This is a genomic window from Brevundimonas aurantiaca, assembly GCF_904830995.1.
In the GTDB taxonomy this organism is placed as follows: Bacteria; Pseudomonadota; Alphaproteobacteria; order Caulobacterales; family Caulobacteraceae; genus Brevundimonas; species Brevundimonas aurantiaca.
In genome coordinates, this window is the sequence record NZ_CAJGVD010000001.1 from 2,358,762 (window position 1) to 2,379,414 (window position 20,653).

Annotated in this window: 19 protein-coding genes and 1 tRNA gene; 11 read left to right on the top strand and 9 right to left on the bottom strand. The window is 69.1% G+C overall.

Features of this window, described 5'->3' with window-relative positions:
• Positions 1-10: 10 nt before the first annotated feature.
• Positions 11-916, bottom strand: a complete 906-nt coding sequence (gene trxA / locus JMT67_RS11550) for a thioredoxin (RefSeq protein WP_182714352.1) — start codon at positions 914-916, stop codon at positions 11-13.
• 193 nt (positions 917-1,109) lie between these two features.
• Between trxA and JMT67_RS11555 the strand changes: the two genes are divergently transcribed.
• On the top strand, positions 1,110-2,579 hold the full coding sequence (locus tag JMT67_RS11555; protein WP_201463539.1) for an amidohydrolase: 1,470 nt from the start codon (positions 1,110-1,112) through the stop codon (positions 2,577-2,579).
• Entirely contained in the window at positions 2,579-3,919 is a 1,341-nt protein-coding gene (locus JMT67_RS11560) for an amidohydrolase family protein (protein WP_201463540.1), read from the top strand. The genes JMT67_RS11555 and JMT67_RS11560 overlap by 1 nt, the downstream gene beginning before the upstream one ends.
• 61 nt (positions 3,920-3,980) lie before the next feature.
• On the opposite strand, the gene JMT67_RS11565 is transcribed toward JMT67_RS11560, so the two are convergent.
• Positions 3,981-5,390: a coniferyl aldehyde dehydrogenase gene (locus JMT67_RS11565; protein ID WP_201463541.1), complete on the bottom strand. Its 1,410-nt coding sequence runs from the start codon at positions 5,388-5,390 to the stop codon at positions 3,981-3,983.
• 187 nt (positions 5,391-5,577) lie between these two features.
• Here JMT67_RS11565 and JMT67_RS11570 point away from each other — a divergent pair, with 187 nt between their 5' ends.
• The 3 genes from JMT67_RS11570 to arfB are packed head-to-tail and all read left to right on the top strand — an operon-like array spanning position 5,578 to position 7,840.
• Positions 5,578-6,936, top strand: a complete 1,359-nt coding sequence (locus JMT67_RS11570; RefSeq protein WP_201463542.1) for a PAS domain S-box protein — start codon at positions 5,578-5,580, stop codon at positions 6,934-6,936.
• A gap of 44 nt (positions 6,937-6,980) precedes the next feature.
• Positions 6,981-7,439, top strand: a complete 459-nt coding sequence (locus JMT67_RS11575) for a YaiI/YqxD family protein (RefSeq protein ID WP_152949325.1) — start codon at positions 6,981-6,983, stop codon at positions 7,437-7,439.
• A complete protein-coding gene (arfB, locus tag JMT67_RS11580; RefSeq protein ID WP_054764507.1) occupies positions 7,436-7,840 on the top strand; it encodes an alternative ribosome rescue aminoacyl-tRNA hydrolase ArfB in 405 nt (134 codons plus the stop codon). The genes JMT67_RS11575 and arfB overlap by 4 nt, the downstream gene beginning before the upstream one ends.
• A 7-nt stretch (positions 7,841-7,847) precedes the next feature.
• Here the strand turns inward: arfB and JMT67_RS11585 are convergent, their stop codons facing one another.
• The 4 genes from JMT67_RS11585 to JMT67_RS11600 are packed head-to-tail and all read right to left on the bottom strand — an operon-like array spanning position 7,848 to position 11,466.
• Entirely contained in the window at positions 7,848-8,327 is a 480-nt protein-coding gene (locus tag JMT67_RS11585; RefSeq protein ID WP_201463543.1) for a hypothetical protein, read from the bottom strand.
• A 13-nt stretch (positions 8,328-8,340) separates the two neighbouring features.
• Positions 8,341-9,921, bottom strand: coding sequence for a 2-polyprenylphenol 6-hydroxylase (ubiB, locus tag JMT67_RS11590; protein ID WP_201463544.1), 1,581 nt, complete (start codon positions 9,919-9,921; stop codon positions 8,341-8,343).
• Entirely contained in the window at positions 9,909-10,697 is a 789-nt protein-coding gene (locus tag JMT67_RS11595) for a class I SAM-dependent methyltransferase (protein ID WP_201463545.1), read from the bottom strand. The genes ubiB and JMT67_RS11595 overlap by 13 nt, the downstream gene beginning before the upstream one ends.
• A gap of 40 nt (positions 10,698-10,737) precedes the next feature.
• Positions 10,738-11,466 carry a Crp/Fnr family transcriptional regulator gene (locus JMT67_RS11600; protein ID WP_233455869.1) on the bottom strand — a complete coding sequence of 243 codons (729 nt, stop codon included), beginning with the start codon at positions 11,464-11,466 and terminating at the stop codon, positions 10,738-10,740.
• Positions 11,467-11,633: 167 nt separating this feature from the next.
• Between JMT67_RS11600 and JMT67_RS11605 the strand changes: the two genes are divergently transcribed.
• The 3 genes from JMT67_RS11605 (at position 11,634) to JMT67_RS11615 (ending at position 13,028) form a co-directional block, all read left to right on the top strand.
• Entirely contained in the window at positions 11,634-11,939 is a 306-nt protein-coding gene (locus tag JMT67_RS11605) for a 4a-hydroxytetrahydrobiopterin dehydratase (protein WP_152949329.1), read from the top strand.
• The gene (locus JMT67_RS11610; RefSeq protein WP_054764511.1) at positions 11,936-12,736 is read left to right on the top strand and encodes an SDR family oxidoreductase; all 801 of its coding nucleotides are present in this window, start codon (positions 11,936-11,938) and stop codon (positions 12,734-12,736) included. The genes JMT67_RS11605 and JMT67_RS11610 overlap by 4 nt, the downstream gene beginning before the upstream one ends.
• Positions 12,737-12,951: 215 nt before the next feature.
• A tRNA-Arg gene (locus tag JMT67_RS11615) sits at positions 12,952-13,028 on the top strand.
• Between the two features lie 102 nt (positions 13,029-13,130).
• On the opposite strand, the gene JMT67_RS11620 is transcribed toward JMT67_RS11615, so the two are convergent.
• The 3 genes from JMT67_RS11620 to JMT67_RS11630 are packed head-to-tail and all read right to left on the bottom strand — an operon-like array spanning position 13,131 to position 15,898.
• Positions 13,131-14,393 (bottom strand): TolC family protein, encoded by a 1,263-nt coding sequence (locus JMT67_RS11620; protein WP_201463546.1) that lies wholly within the window; start codon positions 14,391-14,393, stop codon positions 13,131-13,133.
• A complete protein-coding gene (locus JMT67_RS11625; protein ID WP_152949331.1) occupies positions 14,390-14,593 on the bottom strand; it encodes a YgaP family membrane protein in 204 nt (67 codons plus the stop codon). The genes JMT67_RS11620 and JMT67_RS11625 overlap by 4 nt, the downstream gene beginning before the upstream one ends.
• Positions 14,594-14,620: 27 nt before the next feature.
• The gene (locus JMT67_RS11630; protein ID WP_201463547.1) at positions 14,621-15,898 is read right to left on the bottom strand and encodes an NAD(P)/FAD-dependent oxidoreductase; all 1,278 of its coding nucleotides are present in this window, start codon (positions 15,896-15,898) and stop codon (positions 14,621-14,623) included.
• Positions 15,899-16,015: 117 nt separating this feature from the next.
• Between JMT67_RS11630 and JMT67_RS11635 the strand changes: the two genes are divergently transcribed.
• The 3 genes from JMT67_RS11635 to JMT67_RS11645 are packed head-to-tail and all read left to right on the top strand — an operon-like array spanning position 16,016 to position 20,627.
• On the top strand, positions 16,016-16,354 hold the full coding sequence (locus JMT67_RS11635) for a rhodanese-like domain-containing protein (RefSeq protein ID WP_191554856.1): 339 nt from the start codon (positions 16,016-16,018) through the stop codon (positions 16,352-16,354).
• A 29-nt stretch (positions 16,355-16,383) separates the two neighbouring features.
• Positions 16,384-17,409, top strand: coding sequence for an efflux RND transporter periplasmic adaptor subunit (locus JMT67_RS11640; RefSeq protein ID WP_201463548.1), 1,026 nt, complete (start codon positions 16,384-16,386; stop codon positions 17,407-17,409).
• The gene (locus tag JMT67_RS11645; RefSeq protein ID WP_201463549.1) at positions 17,406-20,627 is read left to right on the top strand and encodes an efflux RND transporter permease subunit; all 3,222 of its coding nucleotides are present in this window, start codon (positions 17,406-17,408) and stop codon (positions 20,625-20,627) included. The genes JMT67_RS11640 and JMT67_RS11645 overlap by 4 nt, the downstream gene beginning before the upstream one ends.
• Positions 20,628-20,653: the final 26 nt, after the last annotated feature.

The window sequence follows — 20,653 nt, forward strand, 5'->3', positions numbered from 1 at the left end:
GGTGTCCGCCCTAGGAGAAGAGGATGGAGGACAGGCGGCGGCGCCCGTCCTTGGAGACGTCCGACCCCAGGCCGGCCGCCTCGAAGATGACCAGAAGCTGTTTGCGCGCGGCCTGATCGTTCCATTCGCGATCGGCCTGGACGATGGACAGAAGATTGTCGATCGCCCCCTTGAAGTCGCCGGCCGCGCTCTGGGCTTCGGCCAGATCGAAGCGCGCCTGATGATCGTTCGGATCGGCCGCGACCTTGGCTTCCAGCTCGGCCGATGCGCCGGCGGGCGCCTTGGCCGCCAGGGCCAGCTGGGCCCGCACGCTCTGAACCGCCGGTTCCTTGGACTCGGCCGGCGCCATGGCGATGGTCTGGGCCGCCTGTTCGACGTCGCCGCCCGCCATATAGACGCGCGCCAGGCCGGCGATGGCCTTTTCGTTCTCCGGCTCGATCGACAGGACGTGGGCGAAGGCCTGGGCCGCCCCGCCGAAGTCGTTCAGGCCCAGCGATTCTTCGCCCAGCTCCAGCAGCTGGGCCGTCTCGGCGGAGCCGCCCTGGCCGCCGGTCAGCTTGTCGATGAAGGCCTTGATCTGGCTTTCGGGAATGGCGCCCTGGAAGCCGTCCACCGGCTGGCCGTTGACGAAGGCGTAGACGGTCGGGATCGATTGCACGCGCAGCTGGCCCGCATAGGCCGGGTTGGCGTCGACGTCGATCTTGACCATCTTGACCGCCCCCTTGGCGGCGCGCACCGCCTTCTCAAGCGCCGGGCCCAGGGTCCGGCAGGGGCCGCACCAGGTGGCCCAGAAGTCGACGATCACCGGCTGGGTCTTCGACGCCTCGATCACGTCCTTCATGAAGGAGGCGTCCGTGCCTTCCTTGATCAGGTCGCCGGATGGGCGCGGGTCCAGGGTCGGGTCGGCGAAGGTCATGGGGAAGTCCGTGTATCGAAGAGCCTTAGAACCCCAGATGGTCGCCTTACCGGCCCAACACAACTCCCCCGGCCGTGCGAGCATGGCGCGATCGAGAAAGAACGTCGAAATCTTTTGACGGCCGGGCGGCGAGCCCCTTCTATGACAGCTGCAAGACACGCCGGGGCTGGCGTGTCGTCGGGAGAGGGATCTGATGATCAGACATCATCTGCGGGGCGTCGGCCTCGCGGCCTTGGCGTGCGCCTTGGGCCTGTCGGCCTGCGCCACGACGGAGCCAGACCAGGGCGGGACCGCCCCGGCCAAGGACAGGAGCCTGGCGGCCGGGCTGGACCCGGCGACGAGGTCGGACCCCTATCCTTCGACCTATCAACCGTTGCCGCGCGAGAATTTCGCCGTGGTCGGGGCTACGGTCCTGACCGGGACGGACCGCAAGATCGAAAACGGCGTGGTCGTGGTCACTGATGGCAAGATCGCCGCCGTCGGCGACGCCTCGACCCCCGTCCCTGCGGGCTATCGGCTGATCGAGGCGCGCGGCCGCTATGTCACGCCGGGGATCATCGACGTCCACAGCCACCTGGGCGTCTATCCGTCCCCCGGGGTCCAGGGCATGAGCGACGGCAATGAGGCGACCAGCCCGAACACCGCCCAGGTCTGGGCCGAACATTCGCTTTGGCCCCAGGATCCGGGCTTCAACACCGCCCGCGCCGGCGGGGTGACCACGCTCCACATCCTGCCCGGCTCGGCCAATCTGTTCGGCGGCCGGGGCGTCACCATCCGCAATACGCCCTCCATCACCATGCAGGGCATGAAGTTTCCGCAAGCCCCCTATACGCTCAAGATGGCTTGCGGCGAGAACCCGTCGCGGGTCTATGGCGGCCGCAACCAGAGCCCGGCGACCGGCATGGGCAATATGGCCGGCTATCGCGCCGCCTTCATCGCCGCGCGCGAATACAAGGCCAAGTGGGACAAGTGGCAGGCGGATCACGAGGGTTCGCCCCCGACCCGTAACCTGCAGAACGAGACCCTGGCCGGGGTGCTGGACGGCTCGATCCTGATCCAGAACCACTGCTACCGCGCCGACGAAATGGCGCTGATGATGGATATGGCCAAGGAGTTCGGCTACCGCATCACCACCTTCCACCACGCCACCGAGGCCTATAAGCTGGCCCCCCAACTGGCCCAGAACGGCATCTGCGCCGCCATGTGGACCGGCTGGTGGGGCTTCAAGATGGAGGCGCTCGACGCCATCGAGGAGAACGCCGCCCTGGTGGACGCGCCCGAAGGCTCCTGCGCCGTCATCCATTCCGACGACGCCGAACTGACTCAACGGTTGAACCAGGAAGCCGCCGCCGCCCTGTCGGCCGGTCGCCGCGCCGGGCTGAACATTTCGGAAGAACACGCCATCAGCTGGATCACCTCCAACGCCGCCAAGGCCATCGGCGTCGCCGACCAGACCGGCTCGCTGGAGCCCGGCAAGCGCGCCGACGTGGTGATCTGGAGCGCCGATCCCTTCTCGATCTACGCCCGCGCGGATCAGGTCTTCATCGACGGCGCCCTGACCTTCGACCGGACTGACCCCGCCTATCAGCCGACCAGCGATTTCGAGCTGGGCCAGCCCGGCTATGGCCTGACCGCCGCCAACGTCGCCGAAGGAGCCCGCTGATGCGTCTGCCTCACATCCTTGCGGCCGCAGTGGCCGCCCTGTCTGTCGCCGCGCCTGCAGTCGCCCAGGACACCGTGGCGATCACGGGCGGCCGGGTTCTGACCGGAACCTCCGTCATCGAACGCGGCACGGTGGTGATCCGCGACGGCAAGATCGTCTCGGTCGGAACGGCCGCCGCCCCCGCCGGCGCCCGCGTCATCGACGCGACCGGCAAGACGGTCGCCCCCGGCTTCGTCGCCGTCGATTCCGGCCTGGCCGGGACCGAGGTCGGCGCCGTCGGCGGCACCAACGAGCTGCGTAATGCGTCCAACACCCTCAGCGCGGCCTTCGACATCTCCTACGGCCTGGACCCCTGGTCCTTCACCCTGCCGGTGGCGCGTCTGGGCGGCATCACCCGCGCCGTGGTCGTGCCCCAGCACCCCGGTTCGTCCGGCGGCCATGTCCATGAGGACGAGACGGCCGGCGCCGGCGACGGCGGCTATCAGACGCCCGGCCTGTTCGCGGGCCAGGCGGCGGTCATCGACCTGGGTCAGGACGCCAACATCCTGGTCAAGCCGCGCGTGGCCATGGTCGCCCCCTTCGGCGAGGCCGGGGCCGACATCGCCGGCGGCGCGCGCGGCGCCCAGTTCGTCCTGTTCAAGGAGACGATGGCCGAGGTCCGTCTCTACGCCCGCAACAAATCGGCCTATGAGCGGGCGGGCCTGCGCGACCTCAGCCTGTCGCGCGCCGACCTGGAGGCCCTGATCCCGGTCGCCAACGGCTCCATGCCCCTGATCGTCACCGTCCACCGGGCGTCCGACATCCAGCAGGTGCTGCGTCTGGCGCGCGAGGAAGGGATCAAGTTGATCCTGGACGGCGCCGAGGAAGGCTGGCTGGTCGCCGGCGAGATCGCTTCGGCCGGCGTGCCCGTCTTGCTGAACCCCATCTCCAACCTGCCCGCCGACTTCGAGATGCGGGCGGCGCGGATGGAGAATGCGGCGGCCCTGAACGCGGCCGGCGTCGTCATCGCCATCAAGGGCAACGAGGGTTCGACCCACCGCGCCCGCGAGGCCCGCTACAACGCCGGCAACGCCGTCTCGCACGGCCTGCCTTACGGCGCCGCCATCGCCGCCCTGACGGTCAATCCGGCCAAGATCTTCGGCATGGCCGGACAGTTCGGCCAGATCGCGCCGGGCGCCGCCGCCGACGTCGTGGTCTGGTCCGGCGACCCGCTGGAGCCGCTCAGCCAGCCTTCGTCCGTCTTCATCGACGGGGTCGAGCAACCCTTGACCAGCCGCGCCCTGCTGCTGCGCGACCGTTATCGTCAACAGACGCCGATGCCGCCGGCCTATCGCAACTGACGGCCTTTCAGGTCTGAACGGAAGGGTGGGATCGCAGGGTTCCGCCCTTTTTCGTTTTGGCCTAGCGGGCCAGAAACCGCAGGGCCGCGCGCGCCAGCCGGCCCGCCGCCCCGTCCCACGGCGGCCCCAGCCGTTCAAAGGCGTTCACCGGCCCCACGTCATAGACCGCCCGCGCATGGCTGAAGCGCTTGAAGCCCTGAGGCCCGTGATAGGCGCCCAGGCCGCTGGGGCCGACCCCGCCGAACGGCAGGTCGTTCTGGGCGATATGGAGCATGGTCCCGTTCAGGGTCACGCCGCCCGACAGGCCGGAACCCAGAATCCGATCCCGCGTCCGCGCCTGGTTGGTGAAGCCGTACAGGGCCAGGGGCCGGGGCCGGGCGGCCACGAAGGCCAGGGCTTCATCCAGGCTGTCATAGCCGATCACCGGCAGGACCGGGCCGAAGATCTCCTCCTGCATCAGCAGGCCGTCGGTCGGCGGGTTCAGCACCAGGGTCGGGGCGATCTTGCCGTTGTTCCCGTCGCCCGCATCCGGGTGCTCCAGCACCTCGGCCCCCGCCGCCTTCGCCGCCGCCACCGCCTCGCGCAGCCGGACCCGGTGGCGTTCGCTGATCACCCCGCTGTAGTCGGGATTGTCCTGAAGGGTCGGATAGGCCCGCTGCGCCTGATCCAGCACCGCCTCGGCGAAGGCCCGGACCTGACCGGCCGGGACCAGGGCGTAGTCGGGGGCGATACAGGTCTGGCCCGCGTTCAGGAACTTGCCGAAGGCGATCGACCGCGCCGCCTTGTCCAGCGGATAGTCGGGCGCCACCACGGCCGGCGACTTGCCGCCCAGCTCCAGCGTCACCGGCGTCAGGTTTTCCGCCGCCGCCCGCATCACCTCGCGCCCCACCCGGGTCGAACCGGTGAAGACCAGATGGTCGAAGGCCAGGCGCGAAAAGGCCTGGGCTGTATCGACGCCGCCGTTGACCACGGTCAGCACCGCCGGATCGAACCGTTCGGCCACGGCGGCTTCCAGCAGGGCGCCGAAGGCGGGGGTCAGCTCGGACGGCTTGATCATCACCCGATTGCCCGCCGCCAGGGCGTCCACCGTCGGCCCGAGCGCCAGCAGCAGGGGATAGTTCCACGGCGCAATCACCCCGACCACGCCCAGGGGCTCATGCCGGATCCAGGCCCGCGACGGCTGGAACATCAGGTCCACCGGACGCCGCTCGTCGCGCATCCACCGCCCCAGACGGGCGCGCGCATGGTCCAGGCTGCGGATCAGGGGCGTGACCTCCAGCAGCCCCGTCTCCATCGCCGACCGCGCCCCGAAATCCGCATCTATGGCCCGCGCAAAGGCCTCGCGCCGCTCCAGCACCAGGGCCTTCAGCGTCTCCAGCCGCCCGCGCCGCTCCTGGGCCGACGCAGCCCCCTCCGCCCGCGAGGCTGCGTGCTGAAGCCGGAACCGGTCCGAGAGCTGAGCCTGGGTCATCTGGTCGATCCTTCGCGCCGGACGACCGCCGCCGGCCCCCGCTTCTCAGACCGGGTCCGGCCGGGGTCAAGCTCCGCTTGAGGGCGCCTCTCCGGGCCGATGCTGATTTTCCCCGCATAATCAAAATCATTGCCAGAGAGAGGCGGCTTATCTAGGTTCGTCGAACCATCGGAGGCAGGCGCGGGGCATGACCAAATCCATCGCGGTGACCAGCGAGCGCCTGGGGCGGATCGTTGAGGGGGCCGCGAGCGAGGTCTATGTCTTCGGCGTCGAGGACTTCTATTTTCGGCTGGTCAACAAGGGCGCCCGGGATAATCTGGGCTACAGCGCGGACGAACTGTCCCGCCTGACGCCCTGGGATCTGAAGCCCCGCATCCGTCGCGACGACTTCCTGGCTCTGATCCGGCCGCTCCTCGCCGGCGAAGTCGATCGGCTCGACTTCGACACCGTCCATCGGCGCAAGGACGGGTCCGAATACGACGTCTCCGTCAAGCTCCAGCTGTTCGACGACGGCGACGACCCGGTCTTCTACGCCGCCATCCAGGACACGACCCAATACCGGCAGGTGGAGCAGCGGCTGCGCGACACAGCCCAGCGGCTGGACGTCATCCTGGACAATACGACCATGGCGGTCTTCCTGATGGACGACCGGCAGCACTGCGTCTTCATGAACCGGGCGGCGGAAAAACTGACCGGCTACGCCTTCGAGGAGACCACCGGGCGACCGCTGCACGACGTCATCCACCACACCCGTCCGGACGGATCCCACTTCCCCCTGTCCGAATGCGCCATCGACCGCGCCTTCCCCGAGCGGGCCGGCGTCCAGGGGGAGGAGGTCTTCGTCCACAAGGACGGCGGCTTCTATCCCGTCGCCTTCATCGCCAGCCCCATCCATGGCGAGGGCGCCCAGGTGATCGGGACCGTGATCGAGGCGCGCGACATCAGCGAGGAGAAGCGCAACGCCGAGGTCCGCAACCTCTTGATGCACGAGGTGGACCACCGGGCGCGCAATCTTCTGGCCATCGTCCAGTCCCTGGTGCGCCTGACCCGCGCCGACGAATTGGAAAACTACAAGTCGATCCTGGCTGGGCGGATCGGCGCCCTGGCCCGCGCCCAGACCTCCCTGGCCAGCCGGCGCTGGGAGGGCGGGCGGCTGGAGGACGTCGTCTGGGAAGAACTGGACGCCCTGTGTCCGAAAGAGGCGGTGGAGGTCGAGGGGCCGCCGGTCGATCTGTCCCCCGAACAGGTGCAGCCCCTCAGCATGCTGCTGCATGAGCTCGCCACCAACGCCAGCAAATATGGAGCCTGCAGCCGCAGCGGCGGTCGCATCTGCGTGGACTGGGCGATCAAGGACGGTCAGGCGACCCTGAGATGGCGCGAGGTTGGCGGCCCGCCTGTCAGTGCGCCGACGCGCCAAGGTTTCGGCTCTTCGCTGCAAACCAATATGGCCCGGCAACTGGGCGGCGCCTTGAGCCGCAACTGGGCGAGTGAAGGATTGGAGGTGGAGATCGTCTTCCCTCTGGAGCCCCCGTCGCCGGTCGCATGAGGGAGGGTGTGGCGCCCCACCCCCGTCCGCGCTAGGTCAGGCCCATGCCGACCGCCCTCTACATCGACGCCGACGCCTGCCCGGTGAAGGAGGAGGTCTATCGCGTGGCGCGGCGCTATGGGCTGAAGACCTATGTGGTCTCCAACGGCTGGATGCAGGTGCCGCGCGAGGCCCTGATCGAACAGGTGGTGGTGGACGCAGGCCCCGACGTGGCCGACGACTGGATCGCCGAACGGGCGGGTGTGGGCGATGTGGTGATCACGGCCGACATTCCCCTGGCCGACCGCTGCCTGAAGGCCGGGGCCCAGGCGCTGAAATCGAACGGCCAGGCCTTCACCCCGGACTCCATCGGCTCGGCCCTGGCCGGGCGGATGGTGGGCGAGCATCTGCGGTCGATGGGGGTGGCCACCTCCGGCCCGCCGCCCTTCTCGGCCGCCGACCGGTCGCGCTTCCTCCAGGCCCTGGACCAGGCCGTGGTCAAGGCGCGCAAGGCCGCTCCATGAGCACCGTCATTCCCGAGGAGGAGCTGGAGTTCCGCTTCTATCGCGCCGGCGGCCCCGGCGGGCAGAACGTCAACAAGGTCTCGACCGCCGTCCAGATGCGGTTCGACGTGAAGAACTCCTCCAGCCTGACCGAACCGGTCAAGGCGCGGCTGATGAAGCTGGCCGGCAGTCGGCTGACGCTCGACGGGGTGATCCTGATCAACGCCGTCCGTTTCCGCACCCAGGAGCGCAACCGCGCCGATGCGATCCAACGGCTGCAGGCCCTGGTGGACGAGGCCTCGATCAAGCCGGTCTTCCGCGTCCCGACCCGGCCCACCAGGGCGTCGAAGGAGCGCCGGCTGAAGGCCAAGACCAGCCGCGCCTCGATCAAGTCGGGGCGGGGCCGACCGTCGCTCGACTAGGCTCGGATCACTCTTCGACCGGGCGGAAACGCAGGCCCGCGATCCGATCTTCGGGATCGAACAGGATCATCCATTCGGTCACCTTGTTGTCGAAAGTAATGCGGAACAACTGGGCGTCGCCTTCGGCCGCCACGAAATCGACGGAGCGGACCTCCCCGAAGCTCTTGATCAGGGGGATCAGCTGGGGCGCCAGCTGGCGCATGCGCCCGCCCAGGTCGGGGGTGAAGACGGCGTAGTTGAAACCGGCGCCTTGGGCCGAGGCGATGACGTTGCGCAGCGCGTCTTCCGCACGAGCGATGTCGGGCGCCTGGGCTGGGGTCTGAGGTTCGGCTTGGGCCTGGGTGGGCGTTTGAACGGGGGGGACCTGGGCCGCCGGGGCTGCGCCGTCGAAGGTGTTGGCCACGGCGCCGGCCGCGACCTGGCTGAGGGCGGCGTGCGGCGCGGCGACAGCGGTCAATGCCAGGGCCACGATCAGGATGGTCTTCATGCGAAGGCTCCGGTCAGTGCAGATAGGGCCAGAGCGAAAGGCCCAGGGCCGTCAGGGCCGCGACGACCGCGACCGTCAATGAAGCCGCGACCCAAGCCGGAGTTCTCGGCTTTTCGATGACCATCGCCGTCGGGGCGGGCGGATCCTGGATCAGGCGCGAAAGGGCCCGCGCCGCCGCGATCACCTCGTTCAGGGCGTCGCGCGCCTGGGCCTGGGGCCCCAGTTCGCGGCGGATCCAGCGTTCGACCGCCGGCTGGGCGGCCTTCCACAGGTCGTGGTCGGGCTGAAGCCGGCGGGCCACCCCCTCGACCGAGACCATGGTCTTCTGCAGCAGGATCAGTTCGGGCCTCAGCCGCATGTCGAACAGGGCGGTGATCTCGAACAGCTGGCCCAGCAGTCGGCCCATCGACACCTGGCTGGCGGCGCGGCCGATCACCGGCTCGCCCACGGCGCGCAGGGCCTGGGCGAAGGTCTCGACCGAATGGTGCGGCGGCACATAGCCGGCCTCGAAATGGACCCGGGCGATCCGGTCGTAATCCCGGCTGATGAAGCCCCACAGGATCTCGGCCAGATAGCGTCGCTCGGCCGGACCCAGCCGCCCGACGATGCCGAAGTCGATGGCCGTCAGATGGGCCGGGGCGCTGGCGAACAGATTGCCCTCGTGCAGGTCAGCGTGGAAAACTCCGTGATCCAGGGCCTGAACGAGGAAGGCGCGCACCACATTGTCAGCCAGGAGGTCGGTGTCCAGCCCCGGCAGCTCGGCCAGGGTCGGGTCGGTCATGGGCAGACCTGGCGCCCATTCCAGGGTCAACACCCGCTTGCCGACCCCGTCCCAGACGACGGCTGGGGCGGACATATAGCCGTCCTTGGCCAGGACGTCGGCCATTTCGCTGGCCGCCGCCGCCTCCAGCCGCATGTCCAGCTCCAGCTCCAGCGAATTGGCGATGGTCTCGACGAAGGCCTGGGGCTCCAGCCGGCGCGACAGGGGAACCAATCGGTACACCAGGGCGGCGCCCAGCCGCATGGCGTCCAGACCGTCGGCGACGCGCCGCTCGACCCCCGGCCGCAGCACCTTGACCGCCACGGCCCGACCGTCCGCCAAGGTCGCCCGGTGCGCCTGGGCCAGGGAGGCGGCGGCGACCGGCGGGCTCAGGTCGATGAACAGGCTCTCGACCGAGCGACCCAGGGATTTCTCGATCTCGCGCCGCGCCTCTTCCAGCGAAAAGGGCGGCAGGGCGTCCTTCAGCCGGCCCAGGTCGCGGGCGAACTGGATGCCGAAGATGTCGGCCCGCGTGGCCAGGACCTGGCCCAGTTTGATCGCCACCGGCCCCAGATGCTCGAAGGCCTTGCCCAGCCTCTGGCCCGGCCGACCCTCGCGCCCGTCACGGCCCGACAGCATCTGCACGAACCGGGCGAAGGGCCGGGTCCAGACCGGCAGAAGGGGGGTGACCTCGCGCGGGATCAGGGCGTCGTGGCGCGCCAGCACCCACAGCCAGCCGACCAGGCGCAGGAAGGCGGCCACGGGGTTGCGCACCGCCACGGCGGCGGGCGGCGGCGGAGCCGTGCGATAGATCCGGCCGGTCAGATCGCCCACCCGTGGTGGATGGCGGCGATCCCGCCCGACAGATTGGTCACCGACACCCGCTTGAAGCCGGCGTCCTCGATCAGGGCCTTGAAGGCCGCCTGGTCGGGGAAGCGGCGGATGCTCTCGACCAGATACTGATAGCTGTCGCGATCCTTGGCCACCCAGCCGCCGATGCGCGGAATGGCGTGGAAGGACCAGGCGTCATAGAGCTTGCGCACCGGCCCCGCCGTGGGGCGCGAGAACTCCAGGCACAGGAACCGCCCGCCGGGTTTCAGCACCCGCCGCGCCTCGGCCAGGGCCTTGTCGATATGGGCCACGTTGCGGATGCCGAAACTGATCGAATAGGCGTCGACCGATGCGTCCGGCAGGGGCAGGTTCATCGCGTCCCCGACCGACCAGCTCATCTCCGGCTCGCCGCCCTTGGCCACGCCCGCCAGGATCATCTCGACGTTATAGTCCAGCACGATGACCGAGGCGTCCGCCCCGCCGCGACGCTCCTGGGCCGCGCGCGCCATCTTGGAATAGCGCCGCGCCATGTCGCCGGTGCCGCCGGCCACGTCCAGGATGGTCTCGCCGGGGCGCGGGTTCAGCTTGGCGGCGGCGATGTCCTTCCACACCCGATGGACGCCGACGCTCATCAGGTCGTTCATCACATCGTAGTTCGAGGCGACGGAGTCGAAGACCCCGCGCACCATCTTCACCTTTTCGCGCGCGTCGACGTCGCGGAAACCGAAGGAGGAACGGTCGCCCGACGAATGCGGGCCGTGGGAGGAGGCGTCGGTCATAATCGGGGGTCTAGCGCGTCACGAGCCGCCCGTCACGCGATCAGGCCGCCTCGGATCCGGCTTCAGGCCCGGCTTCCGGCTGGGGCAGGGCCAGATCCTTCATCACCTGGCGCATCAGGCCGTAGCAGCCGCAGGACGCCGCCTCCAGACCGTCGCGGTCCCGCACCCGCACCCAGCCGCGGCCGCGCTGGATCAGCTTCCTGTCCTCCAGCACCGTGCCCACTTCGGATACGGTGGCGCGCCGCACGCCCAGCATGCCGGCGATGTCGGCCTGGGTCAGGTCGATCCGGTCGTCCTCGGCCCGGTCGTGCAGGGTCAGCAGCCAGCGCGCCAGCCGCTCGTCCAGCCGGTGCTGGGCGTTGCAGGCGGCGACCTGCTGCACCTGGGCCATCAGGCCTTCGGTGAAGCGCGACAGGGCCTGGCGCAGGGTTTCGCTGGCGTCCAGCGCCGCGCCGAACACCTCGGCCGAGCAGCAGGCGGCGACGCCGTCGCCCTGGGATATGGCGCGGCTGGCGGCCCGGGCGTTGAACGGGCCGCAGGTCACCCCGACCAGGCCCTCGCGGCCGATGGCGGCCGTCTCCACCGTCTTGTCGTCAGGCAGGACGGTCATCAACGACACCACCCCCTTGATCGGGAACCAGACCTGATCGACCGCCTCGCCGGCGTCGTACAGCATCTGGCCACGCGCGACCTGGCGTTCCTCCAGATGGGGTTCGATCCGCTCGCGGTCCGACGGATCGAGGGCGGCGATCCACAGATTGTCCATCATCCTCTTTCCTCTACATCCGACGTCAGCAGCAACGCTTTTCGTCCACGCCCAACGCCCAAGCTTCATCCCGCGTTCCGCGACCCTTTCGGGGGTCATGTTGCGGCGTCGCCTGTATGCTTGCGGCGCTCTCCCGAACGCCTTACGCCTTGGAAAAAAGAGGAAGCCCCATGACCGACGTCCGCATCGAGGTCGCGAAAGCGCTCGAAACCTTGCCCGCCTGGCGCGCCGACGACGGCGACCGCCCCGCGATCGCGCGCTCACTCAGGTTCGCCGATTTCAACGCCGCCTTCGGCTTCATGACCCGCGTCGCCCTGATGGCCGACAAGATGGACCATCATCCGGAATGGTCGAACGTCTACGACCGCGTCGAGGTGCTGCTGACCACCCATGACGCCGACGGGGTGACGGACAAGGACGTCGCCCTGGCCCGGTTCATCGATCGCGCCGCCGCCGAAACGGGGGCGAACTCGTGAGCGCTCCCCACGCCCGCCCCGGCCGCGTCGCCGGCAAGACCGTCCTGATCACCGGCGCCGCCGGCGGCCTGGGCGAGGCCATGGCCTTCATGATGGCCCGCGAGGGCGCCCGCCTGGCCCTGACCGACATCGACGGCGACCGCGCCGCCGCCCTGGCCGCCCGCATCAACGCCGAAATCCCCGGCGCCGCCTTCGCCTACGCCCACGACGTGGCCGACGAAGCCCAGTGGGAACAGGTGATCGCCGCCGCCGTGGCCGACCTCGGCGGCCTGTCGGTCCTGGTCAACAACGCCGGCGTCGGCGGCCCCCTGGCCTTCGTCGAACAGGACACGGTCGACAACTGGCAACGTCAGTACGAGATCAATCTGCGCTCGATCATGCTGGGCGCCAAATACGCCATGCCGCACCTGCGCGCCGCCGCACCGGCCTCGATCATCAACATCTCGTCGATCGCCGGCCTGGTCGCCGCCCCCGGCATGGGCGCCTATAACGCCACCAAGGCCGCCGTCTGGATGTACACCAAGACCCTGGCGCTCGAGGCGGCCAAGGCCGACTGGAACGTGCGCTGCAACTCTGTCCACCCGGTCTTCATCAAGACCCCGATCCTGGATCCCTTCATCGCCATGGCCGGCGGCGACGAGGCCAAGGCCCACGAACGCCTGACCCGCGGCATTCCCCTGAAGCGGATCGGCGACCCGGACGACGTGGCGTACTGCGTCCTCTATCTCGCCTCCGACGAATCCAGGTTCGTCACAGGGTCCGAATTCAAGATCGACGGCGGCATGACCGCGCAATAGGGCGCAGGCGCCCTATTGCTTTCTTTGGGGCCTACCGCGCTTCGCGCTGCTTGAGGCCCAGGCTTAGGGACCTATCGCGCGTCCCGCGTCTTGAGGCCGTTGGCGCCCGGCGCGGCGGTTGGAAAACCGCCATCCGACCGCCTTGCGCGTATTCGGGGATTGAGGCCGCCCGCCGCTTGCTGTAAGCGGCCTCTTCCGGCCTTCTCGCCGACCACGCACCCGTAGCTCAGCTGGATAGAGCGTTGCCCTCCGAAGGCAAAGGTCACACGTTCGAATCGTGTCGGGTGCGCCACTTCGGTTTAAAATCGAGAACTCCGCCAGCGGCGGCTTGACGCCCTCGTCGCGTGCCGAAGGTCCGGGCAAGCTCGGTCTGGGAAGCGGATCACCTCTGACCTCAAGCCGATCCGATCAGGACCCTCAGCCGATAGGCGGCGACGATCCGGGCGGTCCTGGCCTGGGCGGCGGCGGCGGCGGCGGCCGTGGCTTCGCGTTCGGCGTTCAGCAGGTCGATCTGCGGCTTCAGACCGACGCGGACCTCGTGCCGGACGCTGGTCAGGGCCTGGTCTGCGGCCGTGCTCTGTTCGTCGGAGGCCTGGGCCACCAGTTCGGCGGTGTGGATGTCCTGCCAGGCGGAGAGAACCTGTTCCTCCAGGCCCATGCGGGCGGCGCGCAGGCGGGCAAGGGCGGCGCGGACATCGGCGGCAGTCTCGGCGATCCTGCCCGACGTCAGGCCGCCGCTGGACAGGGTCCAGCGTCCACGGATCCCCACGGTCGCGCTGTCGGCGCGATAGTCGGGGAAAAACTGATCCCGAACCGATCCCGCCTCGACGAAGGCGCTGACGGTGGGCCGGCGTTCGCCGCGCGCGGCGCGGGCGCCGGCCTCGGCCGCCTCGACATCGGCCTGCGCCCGCCGCAGGGCGGGACTGGCGCCGAGCGCAGTCGCCATCGCGTCCTCAAGGGAGGCGGGCAGGGGCGGATTGGGCGGAATCGGCTGCAGATCCACCGGCTCCAGGCCGGTCAGATTGCGATAACGGGCGCGGGCGGACACCTGCATTCCCTCCGCCCGGGCCAGATCGGCGCGGGCCTCGGCGGCGCGCGACGCGGCCTGGGCGACGTCCGTGCTCGGGGTTTCTCCCGCCCGGAAGCGCTCGCGCGCCTGTCGCTCGATTTCCGTCATCTGGGCCGCCAGCGCGCGATACAGCCTCAGCACTTCATCGGCCGCGAGCATGTCGCCATAGGCCTGAACCACCGCCGTGACGACCTGGCCTTGAACGGCCTCGCCGCCGGCCTCGGCTGCGGCCATGTCGGCGCGGGCCCGAGCGATTCCCGCCGCCGCACGCCCGCCGGTGAACAGGGGCTGTTCCAGCGTCAGCTGGGCCGCCCGAGGCGTGACGTCCGCCGCGTCCAGGCCGAAGAAGGCCTTCGGATCAAGCCAGCCCTGGCCGACCGTGCCGTTGAGGCTGAGGGAGGGGGCGCGCGCCGAGCGGGCCTGCTGCAACCGGCCTTCCGCGGCCTCGGCCTCGGCCTCGGCGGCGGCGATCTCGGGCGCGTGGGCGAGGGCGGCGGCGATCGCCTCCTCCAGCGTCGTCGCCTGGGCCAGACCCGGCGAAGCGAGGATTAGGGCCAAGGCCCAGGGGGCGGCGCGTCTCAGGCTCATCGGAAGGCGTTCCCGGGGCGCAGGCCGATGGCCTTGAAGACCATGGCCGCCGGACAGAAGCCCGTGAACCCGGCCTGGATCATGTTCAACCCCGCGAAGACGGTCAGGGCGATCCACCACGGATGGACGGCGTAGGACAGGCCCACGCCCGCCAGCACGACGCATCCGGCGAAGATCATGACGGCGCGATCGAGGTTCATCGGTAGGCTCCAGATCTAGAGGAAGGGTCACATGCGAAGCTTGCGGATGCCCATGATGTGCATCGCCAGCCGCTCGTAGGAGGGTTCGCTCTCGCCCTTGCGCACCTTGCGCAGGAAGTATTTTTCGAAGCCCACCTTGGCCAGATGGACCCATTTGCCGCTGGCGGCCCAGTTGACGTTGCGGGGCGGAATCTGCGGCTGGGCGACGAAGGCGACGCCGCCGTCGCCGAAATCCGCCAGACAGACGGCGTTCCAGGTCGCCTCCGCAGCCGGCGTCTCGCCGGCGACGAGGGCGGCCAGATTGGCGGCCACCGCCGTCACCATGCTCTCGATCATGAAGCCGGTCTTGGGCGCCCCCACCGGCACAGGCGTCGGACCGGTGGGGGCGATGGCGACGCAGACGCCCAAGGCGAAGATTTCCGGAAAGGCTGGGTTGCGCTGGTGCTCATCGACCAGGATGAAGCCCCGCGGATTGGTCAGTCCGGGGATGTCGCGGACAGCCGGCACGCCGCGGAACGCCGGCAGCATCATCGAATAGCCGAAGGGGAGCTGGTGGGTCTTGGCGACGGCCCCGTCCTCGGCCACCTCCTCCACATGCATCAGGCCGGGCTCGACCTTGGCGACGCGTGCGTTGGTGATCCATTTGATGTGTCGATCACGCAGCTTGCTTTCCAGCAGCGACTTGGTGTCCCCCACCCCGTCCAGGCCCAGATGGCCGATATAGGGTTCGGCGGTGACGAAGGTTATCGGCGCCCGGTCCCGGATCTTTCGCCTCCGCAGCTCGGTGTCCAGGATCAGGGCGAATTCGTAGGCGGGGCCGTAGCAGGAGGCGCCCTGGACCGCCCCGACCACGATCGGGCCGGGGTTCTCCAGATAGGCGTCGAACAGGGTCGCGGCGTGGGAGGCGTGAGCCGTCTGACAGACCGAGGCCGTATAACCGCCTGGACCGAGCCCCTCGATCTCATCGAAGGCCAGATCCGGCCCTGTCGCAATTACAAGATAATCGTAATCAACGCTCTCGCCGTCATTGAGCTCGACCCGCTTCTCCGAGGCGTGAAGCCGTTTCGCGCCGATGGCGGTGAAGCCGATCTTCTTGCGGGCGAAGATCGGCGGCAGATGAACCTGGATTGCTTCGGGCTCCCGCCACCGGACGGCGACCCAAGGGTTTGAAGGGACGAACGAATATGTCTCAGACTCGGCGATCATAAGGACGTCGGCGCGCCCCTTGAGCGCCGCCTTGATCTCATAGGCGGCGATCGTTCCGCCCAACCCCGCCCCGATGATCACAATCCTGGGTTTGGCCATGTCTTCCTCCAGCAGGCGTTTCCATCACCCTTATGCGCTTGACTGGATATAATGATTACATGATATATACAATCATAAAAGTATAAGGCTGCTGCCTGCGGACCTCGGGAGATTGGAATGTTCGGATTTGGAAAAAGCGCAAAGCATCGCGAGATCGGCCCGGCCGAGCTGAAGGCCCTGCTCGATCAAGGCGAGGCGCTGGTGATCGATGTGCGCGAGCCGGGAGAGTTCGCAGCCGAACACATCGCCGGCGCCGTCAACCTGCCCCTCTCCTCGTTCGATCCGGCCCGCCTGCCTGCGGCGGACGGAAAGACCGTCATCCTCCAGTGCGCCGGCGGAAAGCGATCCGGCATGGCGCTGGACCGCTGCGCCGAGGCTCAGGCCGCGATCGACACCCATCTGGCCGGCGGCCTGGGCGCCTGGAAGTCGGCGGGCCTCCCGGTCGAGCGCGGTTGATCGGCGAGAAAGACGGAAGGACGACGGCGATGAAGAAGTGGACCCTCATGGCTGCGGTCGCCCTGACCCTGTCCGCCTGCGGCGGCTCGGAAGAGAACAGGACGACGCCCGCCCGAACCGCGCCTGCCGGCGAGCAGCTCGTTCTGACGTCGAACGCCCTTGCCGACACCAAGACGGTGGCGGGCGAGATCACTACCCGCGACCAGTCGCAAGCCCGGGCGCGCATCCCCGGCCTCCTCGTCGTCCTGTCGGTGCGTGAAGGGGATAGGGTCAGTAGGGGCCAGCAGATCGGCCGGGTCGTCGATGACCGGATCGGCTTCGAGACTCGGGCCTATGACGCCCAGGTCGCCGCCGCCGAGGCCGAGGCGACCCGCGCCCGCGCCGACCTGACGCGGATTCAGGATCTGTACGACCACAATATCTACGCCAGGGCGCGTCTGGACCAGGCCGTCGCCGCCGCCCGCGCCGCCGACGCCCAGGCCGCCGCCGCTCGCGCGCAACGGGGCGCCAGCGCCAGTATGGCGGGGCAGGGGGCGATCCTGGCGCCGGCCGCCGGGCGCGTGCTGAAGGTCGAGGTTACGGCGGGGTCGGCGGTCAGCCCCGGCATGTCCATCGCGACCATCACCGCCGGCCCGCCCGTCCTGCGTCTTGAACTGCCCGAATCCCTCGCCGGTCAGGTCAAGCCCGGCGCCCGCGTCCTGCTGGCGGCCGATGATCTTCCGGCCGAAGCGCGCCAGGGACAGGTGACCCAGGTCTATCCCGCCGTCGTCGGCGGGCGGGTTCAGGTCGACGCCGCCGTTCCGGGCCTGACCACCGAACTGGTCGGTCGTCGCGTCGCCGCCTCGATCGAGATCGGTCAAAGGCAGGCCCTGACCGTGCCCCGCCGCTTTGTCACGACCCGCTATGGCCTGGATTATGTCGAGGTCGTCTCTCCTGACCGCAAACGCAGCGCCGTTCCGGTCCAGACCGCGCCGACGGACGATCCCGACACGCTTGAAATCCTGAGCGGCGTCAGAGCCGGCGACCGGCTGGTCGCGACGAGGACGCAGGGATGAAACTGGGCCTGTCCGGGCGCCTGACGCGCTTCACCATCGCCTCGCCTCTGACGCCGCTGTTCCTGCTGGCGGCCATAGCCGTCGGCCTCCTGGCCCTGTTCTCGATCCCGCGCGAGGAGGAGCCGCAGATCAGCGTGCCCATGGTCGACATCCAGGTGGCGGCGCCCGGCCTGGCGGCCGCCGACGCCGTCGAACTGATCGGGATTCCGCTCGAGACCATCGTCAAGAGCGTGAACGGGGTCGAGCACGTCTACACCCAGGCCGAAGACAACGGGGTGCTGGTGACGGCGCGCTTCCTGGTGGGATCAAACCCCGAGGACGCCGCCATACGGATCGAAGAAAAGCTCCGCGCCAACCAGGACCGGATTCCCGTGGGCGTCCCCGATCCCAAGGTGACGGTGCGCGGCATCGACGACGTGCCGGCCATCGTCCTGACCCTCACGCCCAAGCCGGGCGCGGCGGGCCAGTGGACCGATCAGGCCCTCTATGACCTGGCGCACAAGCTGCGCACCGAGATCGCCAAGGTCGACGACGTGGGCCTGACCTTCATCACCGGCGGCCGACCTGACGAGATCCGCATCGCCCCCGATCCGGCCAAGCTCAACCTGTACGGCGTGCCCCTGGGCCAGGTGATGGAGGCGGCGTCCCAGGCCAACCGCAGCTTCCCCGTCGGCAATATCCGCGAGGACGGTCAGGCCGTCGCCGTCACCTCCGGCCGCACCCTGGCCTCGGCCCAGGAGGTCGGGCTGCTGACCGTCCGATCCGTCACCGGCGCGCCGGTCTATCTGCGCGACGTCGCAGACGTGGCCCAGGGACCCCGCGAAGACCAGGCTCGCGTCTGGCGCTGGGCCCGACATGACGGTCAGTGGGCCGGCGCGCCCGCCGTCAGCCTCGCCATCGCCAAACGCGCTGGCGCCAATGCGGTGGTGGTGTCCGAGGCCGTGCGTCAGCGCGTCGAAAACCTGAAAGGCAAGCTGATCCCCGAGGGGGTCGAGGTCGCCGTCAGCCGCGACTACGGCGAGACGGCGAACGAAAAGGCCAACGAACTGCTGTTCCACCTGGCCCTGGCGACCGTTTCGATCGTGGTGCTGATCGGCTTCGCCATCGGCTGGCGCGAGGCCGCCGTCACCGCCGTGGTCATTCCCACCACCATCCTGCTGACCCTCTTCGCCTCCTATGTCATGGGCTATACGATCAATCGCGTCAGCCTGTTCGCCCTGATCTTCTCCATCGGCATACTGGTCGACGACGCCATCGTCATGATCGAGAACATCGCCCGTCACTGGGGGATGCGCGACGGCCGCAGCCGAACGGAGGCGGCTGTCGAGGCGGTGGCGGAGGTCGGCAACCCCACCGTCGTGGCGACCCTGACCGTGGTGGCGGCCCTGCTGCCCATGCTGTTCGTTTCGGGGCTGATGGGCCCCTATATGGCGCCGATCCCGGTCAACGCCTCGGCGGCGATGATCTTCTCCTTCTTCGTCGCCGTGGTGATCGCGCCCTGGCTGATGATCCGGTTCGCGCGAAAGACCCTGGCCCACGGCGGGCCCGATCACGCCCATGAAGAGGGCGGCGGCAAGCTGGGGCGGCTGTACGCGCGCGTGGCCCATCGCGTGATCGGCACGCGCGCCTCGGCCCGCAACTTCCTGATCGGGGTCGGCGTGGCCACCCTGCTGGCCTGTTCGATGTTCTATTTCAAGGCGGTGACGGTGAAGCTGCTGCCCTTCGACAACAAGTCGGAGATCCAGGTGGTGGTCGACATGCCCGAAGGGACCAGCCTGGAAGCCACCGCCCGCACCCTGGACGAGGCTGCGGCCCAGATCCGCGCCCTGCCGGAGGCCGAGGCCATGGAGGTCTATGCCGGCGCCTCGGCGCCGTTCAACTTCAACGGCCTGGTGCGGCACTATTTCCTGCGCGACCGGCCCGAGATGGGCGATCTGATGATCTCCCTCCTGCCCAAGGACGCGCGCAGCCGGTCCAGCCATGCCGTCGCCCTGGATCTGCGCGCCCGGCTGAAGGCCCTGTCCCTGCCCGCCGGGGCCTCGATCAAGGTGGTGGAGACGCCGCCCGGACCGCCCGTCCTGGCGACGCTGCTGGCGGAGATCTACGGACCCGATGCCGAGACCCGTCGCAAGACCGCCCTGGAGGTCGAGAAGCTCTTCCGTTCCGTTCCCTATGTCGTCGACGTCGACAACAGCTTCGGCCAGGAACGGCCGCGGCTGCGGCTGATCCCCATCCGGGACCGTATGGACTATTACGGCCTGTCCGAACGCGAGTTGCAGGATTCCATAGGCGCGATCCTGGGCGGCTCCACGGTCGGTTACGCCCCGCGCGGGGACGGTCGCGCCCCCCTGCCGATCACCGTCGCCCTGCCCCAGTCGGCGCGCAGCTGGAGCCGCACCCTGGCCACGACGCCGGTCGCCGTGACGGCCGGTCCCGCCGGTCCGCGCCTGATCGAACTGGGCGAGGTCGTGGACAGCCGGCGCGAGACCGGCAGCTACGCCGTCTTCCGCCGCGACGGACGACCGGTCGACATGGTGACCGCCGAACTGGCGGGCCAGTACGAGGCGCCCGTCTACGGCATGCAGGCGGTGAATCGCGCCATTCAGGCCCACGACTGGGACGCCCTGGGCCTGCAAAAGCCGGCGATCCGTCTCAACGGCCAGCCGGAGGACGAGTCCGTCCCCTCGCTGCTGTGGGACGGCGAGTGGGAGATCACCTGGGTCACCTTCCGCGACATGGGCGCCGCCTTCATGGTCGCCCTGCTGGGCATCTATGTGCTGGTCGTGGCCCAGTTCCGCAGTTTCAGACTGCCCCTGGTCATCCTGACCCCCATCCCCCTGACCTTGATCGGCATCGTCATCGGCCACATGCTGTTCGGCGCGCCGTTCACGGCCACCTCGATGATCGGCTTCATCGCCCTGGCCGGCATCATCGTGCGCAATTCGATCCTGCTGGTGGACTTCATCCGGCACACGGCTTCGCCCGACAAACCCTTGCGCGACGTGCTGATCGAGGCGGGCGCCATCCGGTTCAAGCCGATCCTGCTGACCGCCCTGGCGGCCATGATCGGGGCGGCTGTGATCCTGACGGACCCGATCTTCCAGGGTCTGGCGATCTCGCTGCTGTTCGGCCTGGCCTCCTCGACCCTGCTGACCGTCCTGGTCATTCCCGCCATCTATGTCGTGTTGCGGGATGACGGAAAACCGGCGACCCGATGACGCCGTGCTGCGAGCGGCGGGGACGC

Bases quoted from the DNA above. Each gene is read 5' to 3' on its own strand.
- trxA (WP_182714352.1), bottom strand. From the start codon at position 916: ATGACCTTCGCCGACCCGACCCTGGACCCGCGCCCATCCGGCGACCTG.
- JMT67_RS11555 (WP_201463539.1), top strand. From the start codon at position 1,110: ATGATCAGACATCATCTGCGGGGCGTCGGCCTCGCGGCCTTGGCGTGC.
- JMT67_RS11560 (WP_201463540.1), top strand. From the start codon at position 2,579: ATGCGTCTGCCTCACATCCTTGCGGCCGCAGTGGCCGCCCTGTCTGTC.
- JMT67_RS11565 (WP_201463541.1), bottom strand. From the start codon at position 5,390: ATGACCCAGGCTCAGCTCTCGGACCGGTTCCGGCTTCAGCACGCAGCC.
- JMT67_RS11570 (WP_201463542.1), top strand. From the start codon at position 5,578: ATGACCAAATCCATCGCGGTGACCAGCGAGCGCCTGGGGCGGATCGTT.
- JMT67_RS11575 (WP_152949325.1), top strand. From the start codon at position 6,981: ATGCCGACCGCCCTCTACATCGACGCCGACGCCTGCCCGGTGAAGGAG.
- arfB (WP_054764507.1), top strand. From the start codon at position 7,436: ATGAGCACCGTCATTCCCGAGGAGGAGCTGGAGTTCCGCTTCTATCGC.
- JMT67_RS11585 (WP_201463543.1), bottom strand. From the start codon at position 8,327: ATGAAGACCATCCTGATCGTGGCCCTGGCATTGACCGCTGTCGCCGCG.
- JMT67_RS11595 (WP_201463545.1), bottom strand. From the start codon at position 10,697: ATGACCGACGCCTCCTCCCACGGCCCGCATTCGTCGGGCGACCGTTCC.
- JMT67_RS11600 (WP_233455869.1), bottom strand. From the start codon at position 11,466: ATGATGGACAATCTGTGGATCGCCGCCCTCGATCCGTCGGACCGCGAG.
- JMT67_RS11605 (WP_152949329.1), top strand. From the start codon at position 11,634: ATGACCGACGTCCGCATCGAGGTCGCGAAAGCGCTCGAAACCTTGCCC.
- JMT67_RS11620 (WP_201463546.1), bottom strand. From the start codon at position 14,393: ATGAGCCTGAGACGCGCCGCCCCCTGGGCCTTGGCCCTAATCCTCGCT.
- JMT67_RS11625 (WP_152949331.1), bottom strand. From the start codon at position 14,593: ATGAACCTCGATCGCGCCGTCATGATCTTCGCCGGATGCGTCGTGCTG.
- JMT67_RS11630 (WP_201463547.1), bottom strand. From the start codon at position 15,898: ATGGCCAAACCCAGGATTGTGATCATCGGGGCGGGGTTGGGCGGAACG.
- JMT67_RS11635 (WP_191554856.1), top strand. From the start codon at position 16,016: ATGTTCGGATTTGGAAAAAGCGCAAAGCATCGCGAGATCGGCCCGGCC.
- JMT67_RS11640 (WP_201463548.1), top strand. From the start codon at position 16,384: ATGAAGAAGTGGACCCTCATGGCTGCGGTCGCCCTGACCCTGTCCGCC.
- JMT67_RS11645 (WP_201463549.1), top strand. From the start codon at position 17,406: ATGAAACTGGGCCTGTCCGGGCGCCTGACGCGCTTCACCATCGCCTCG.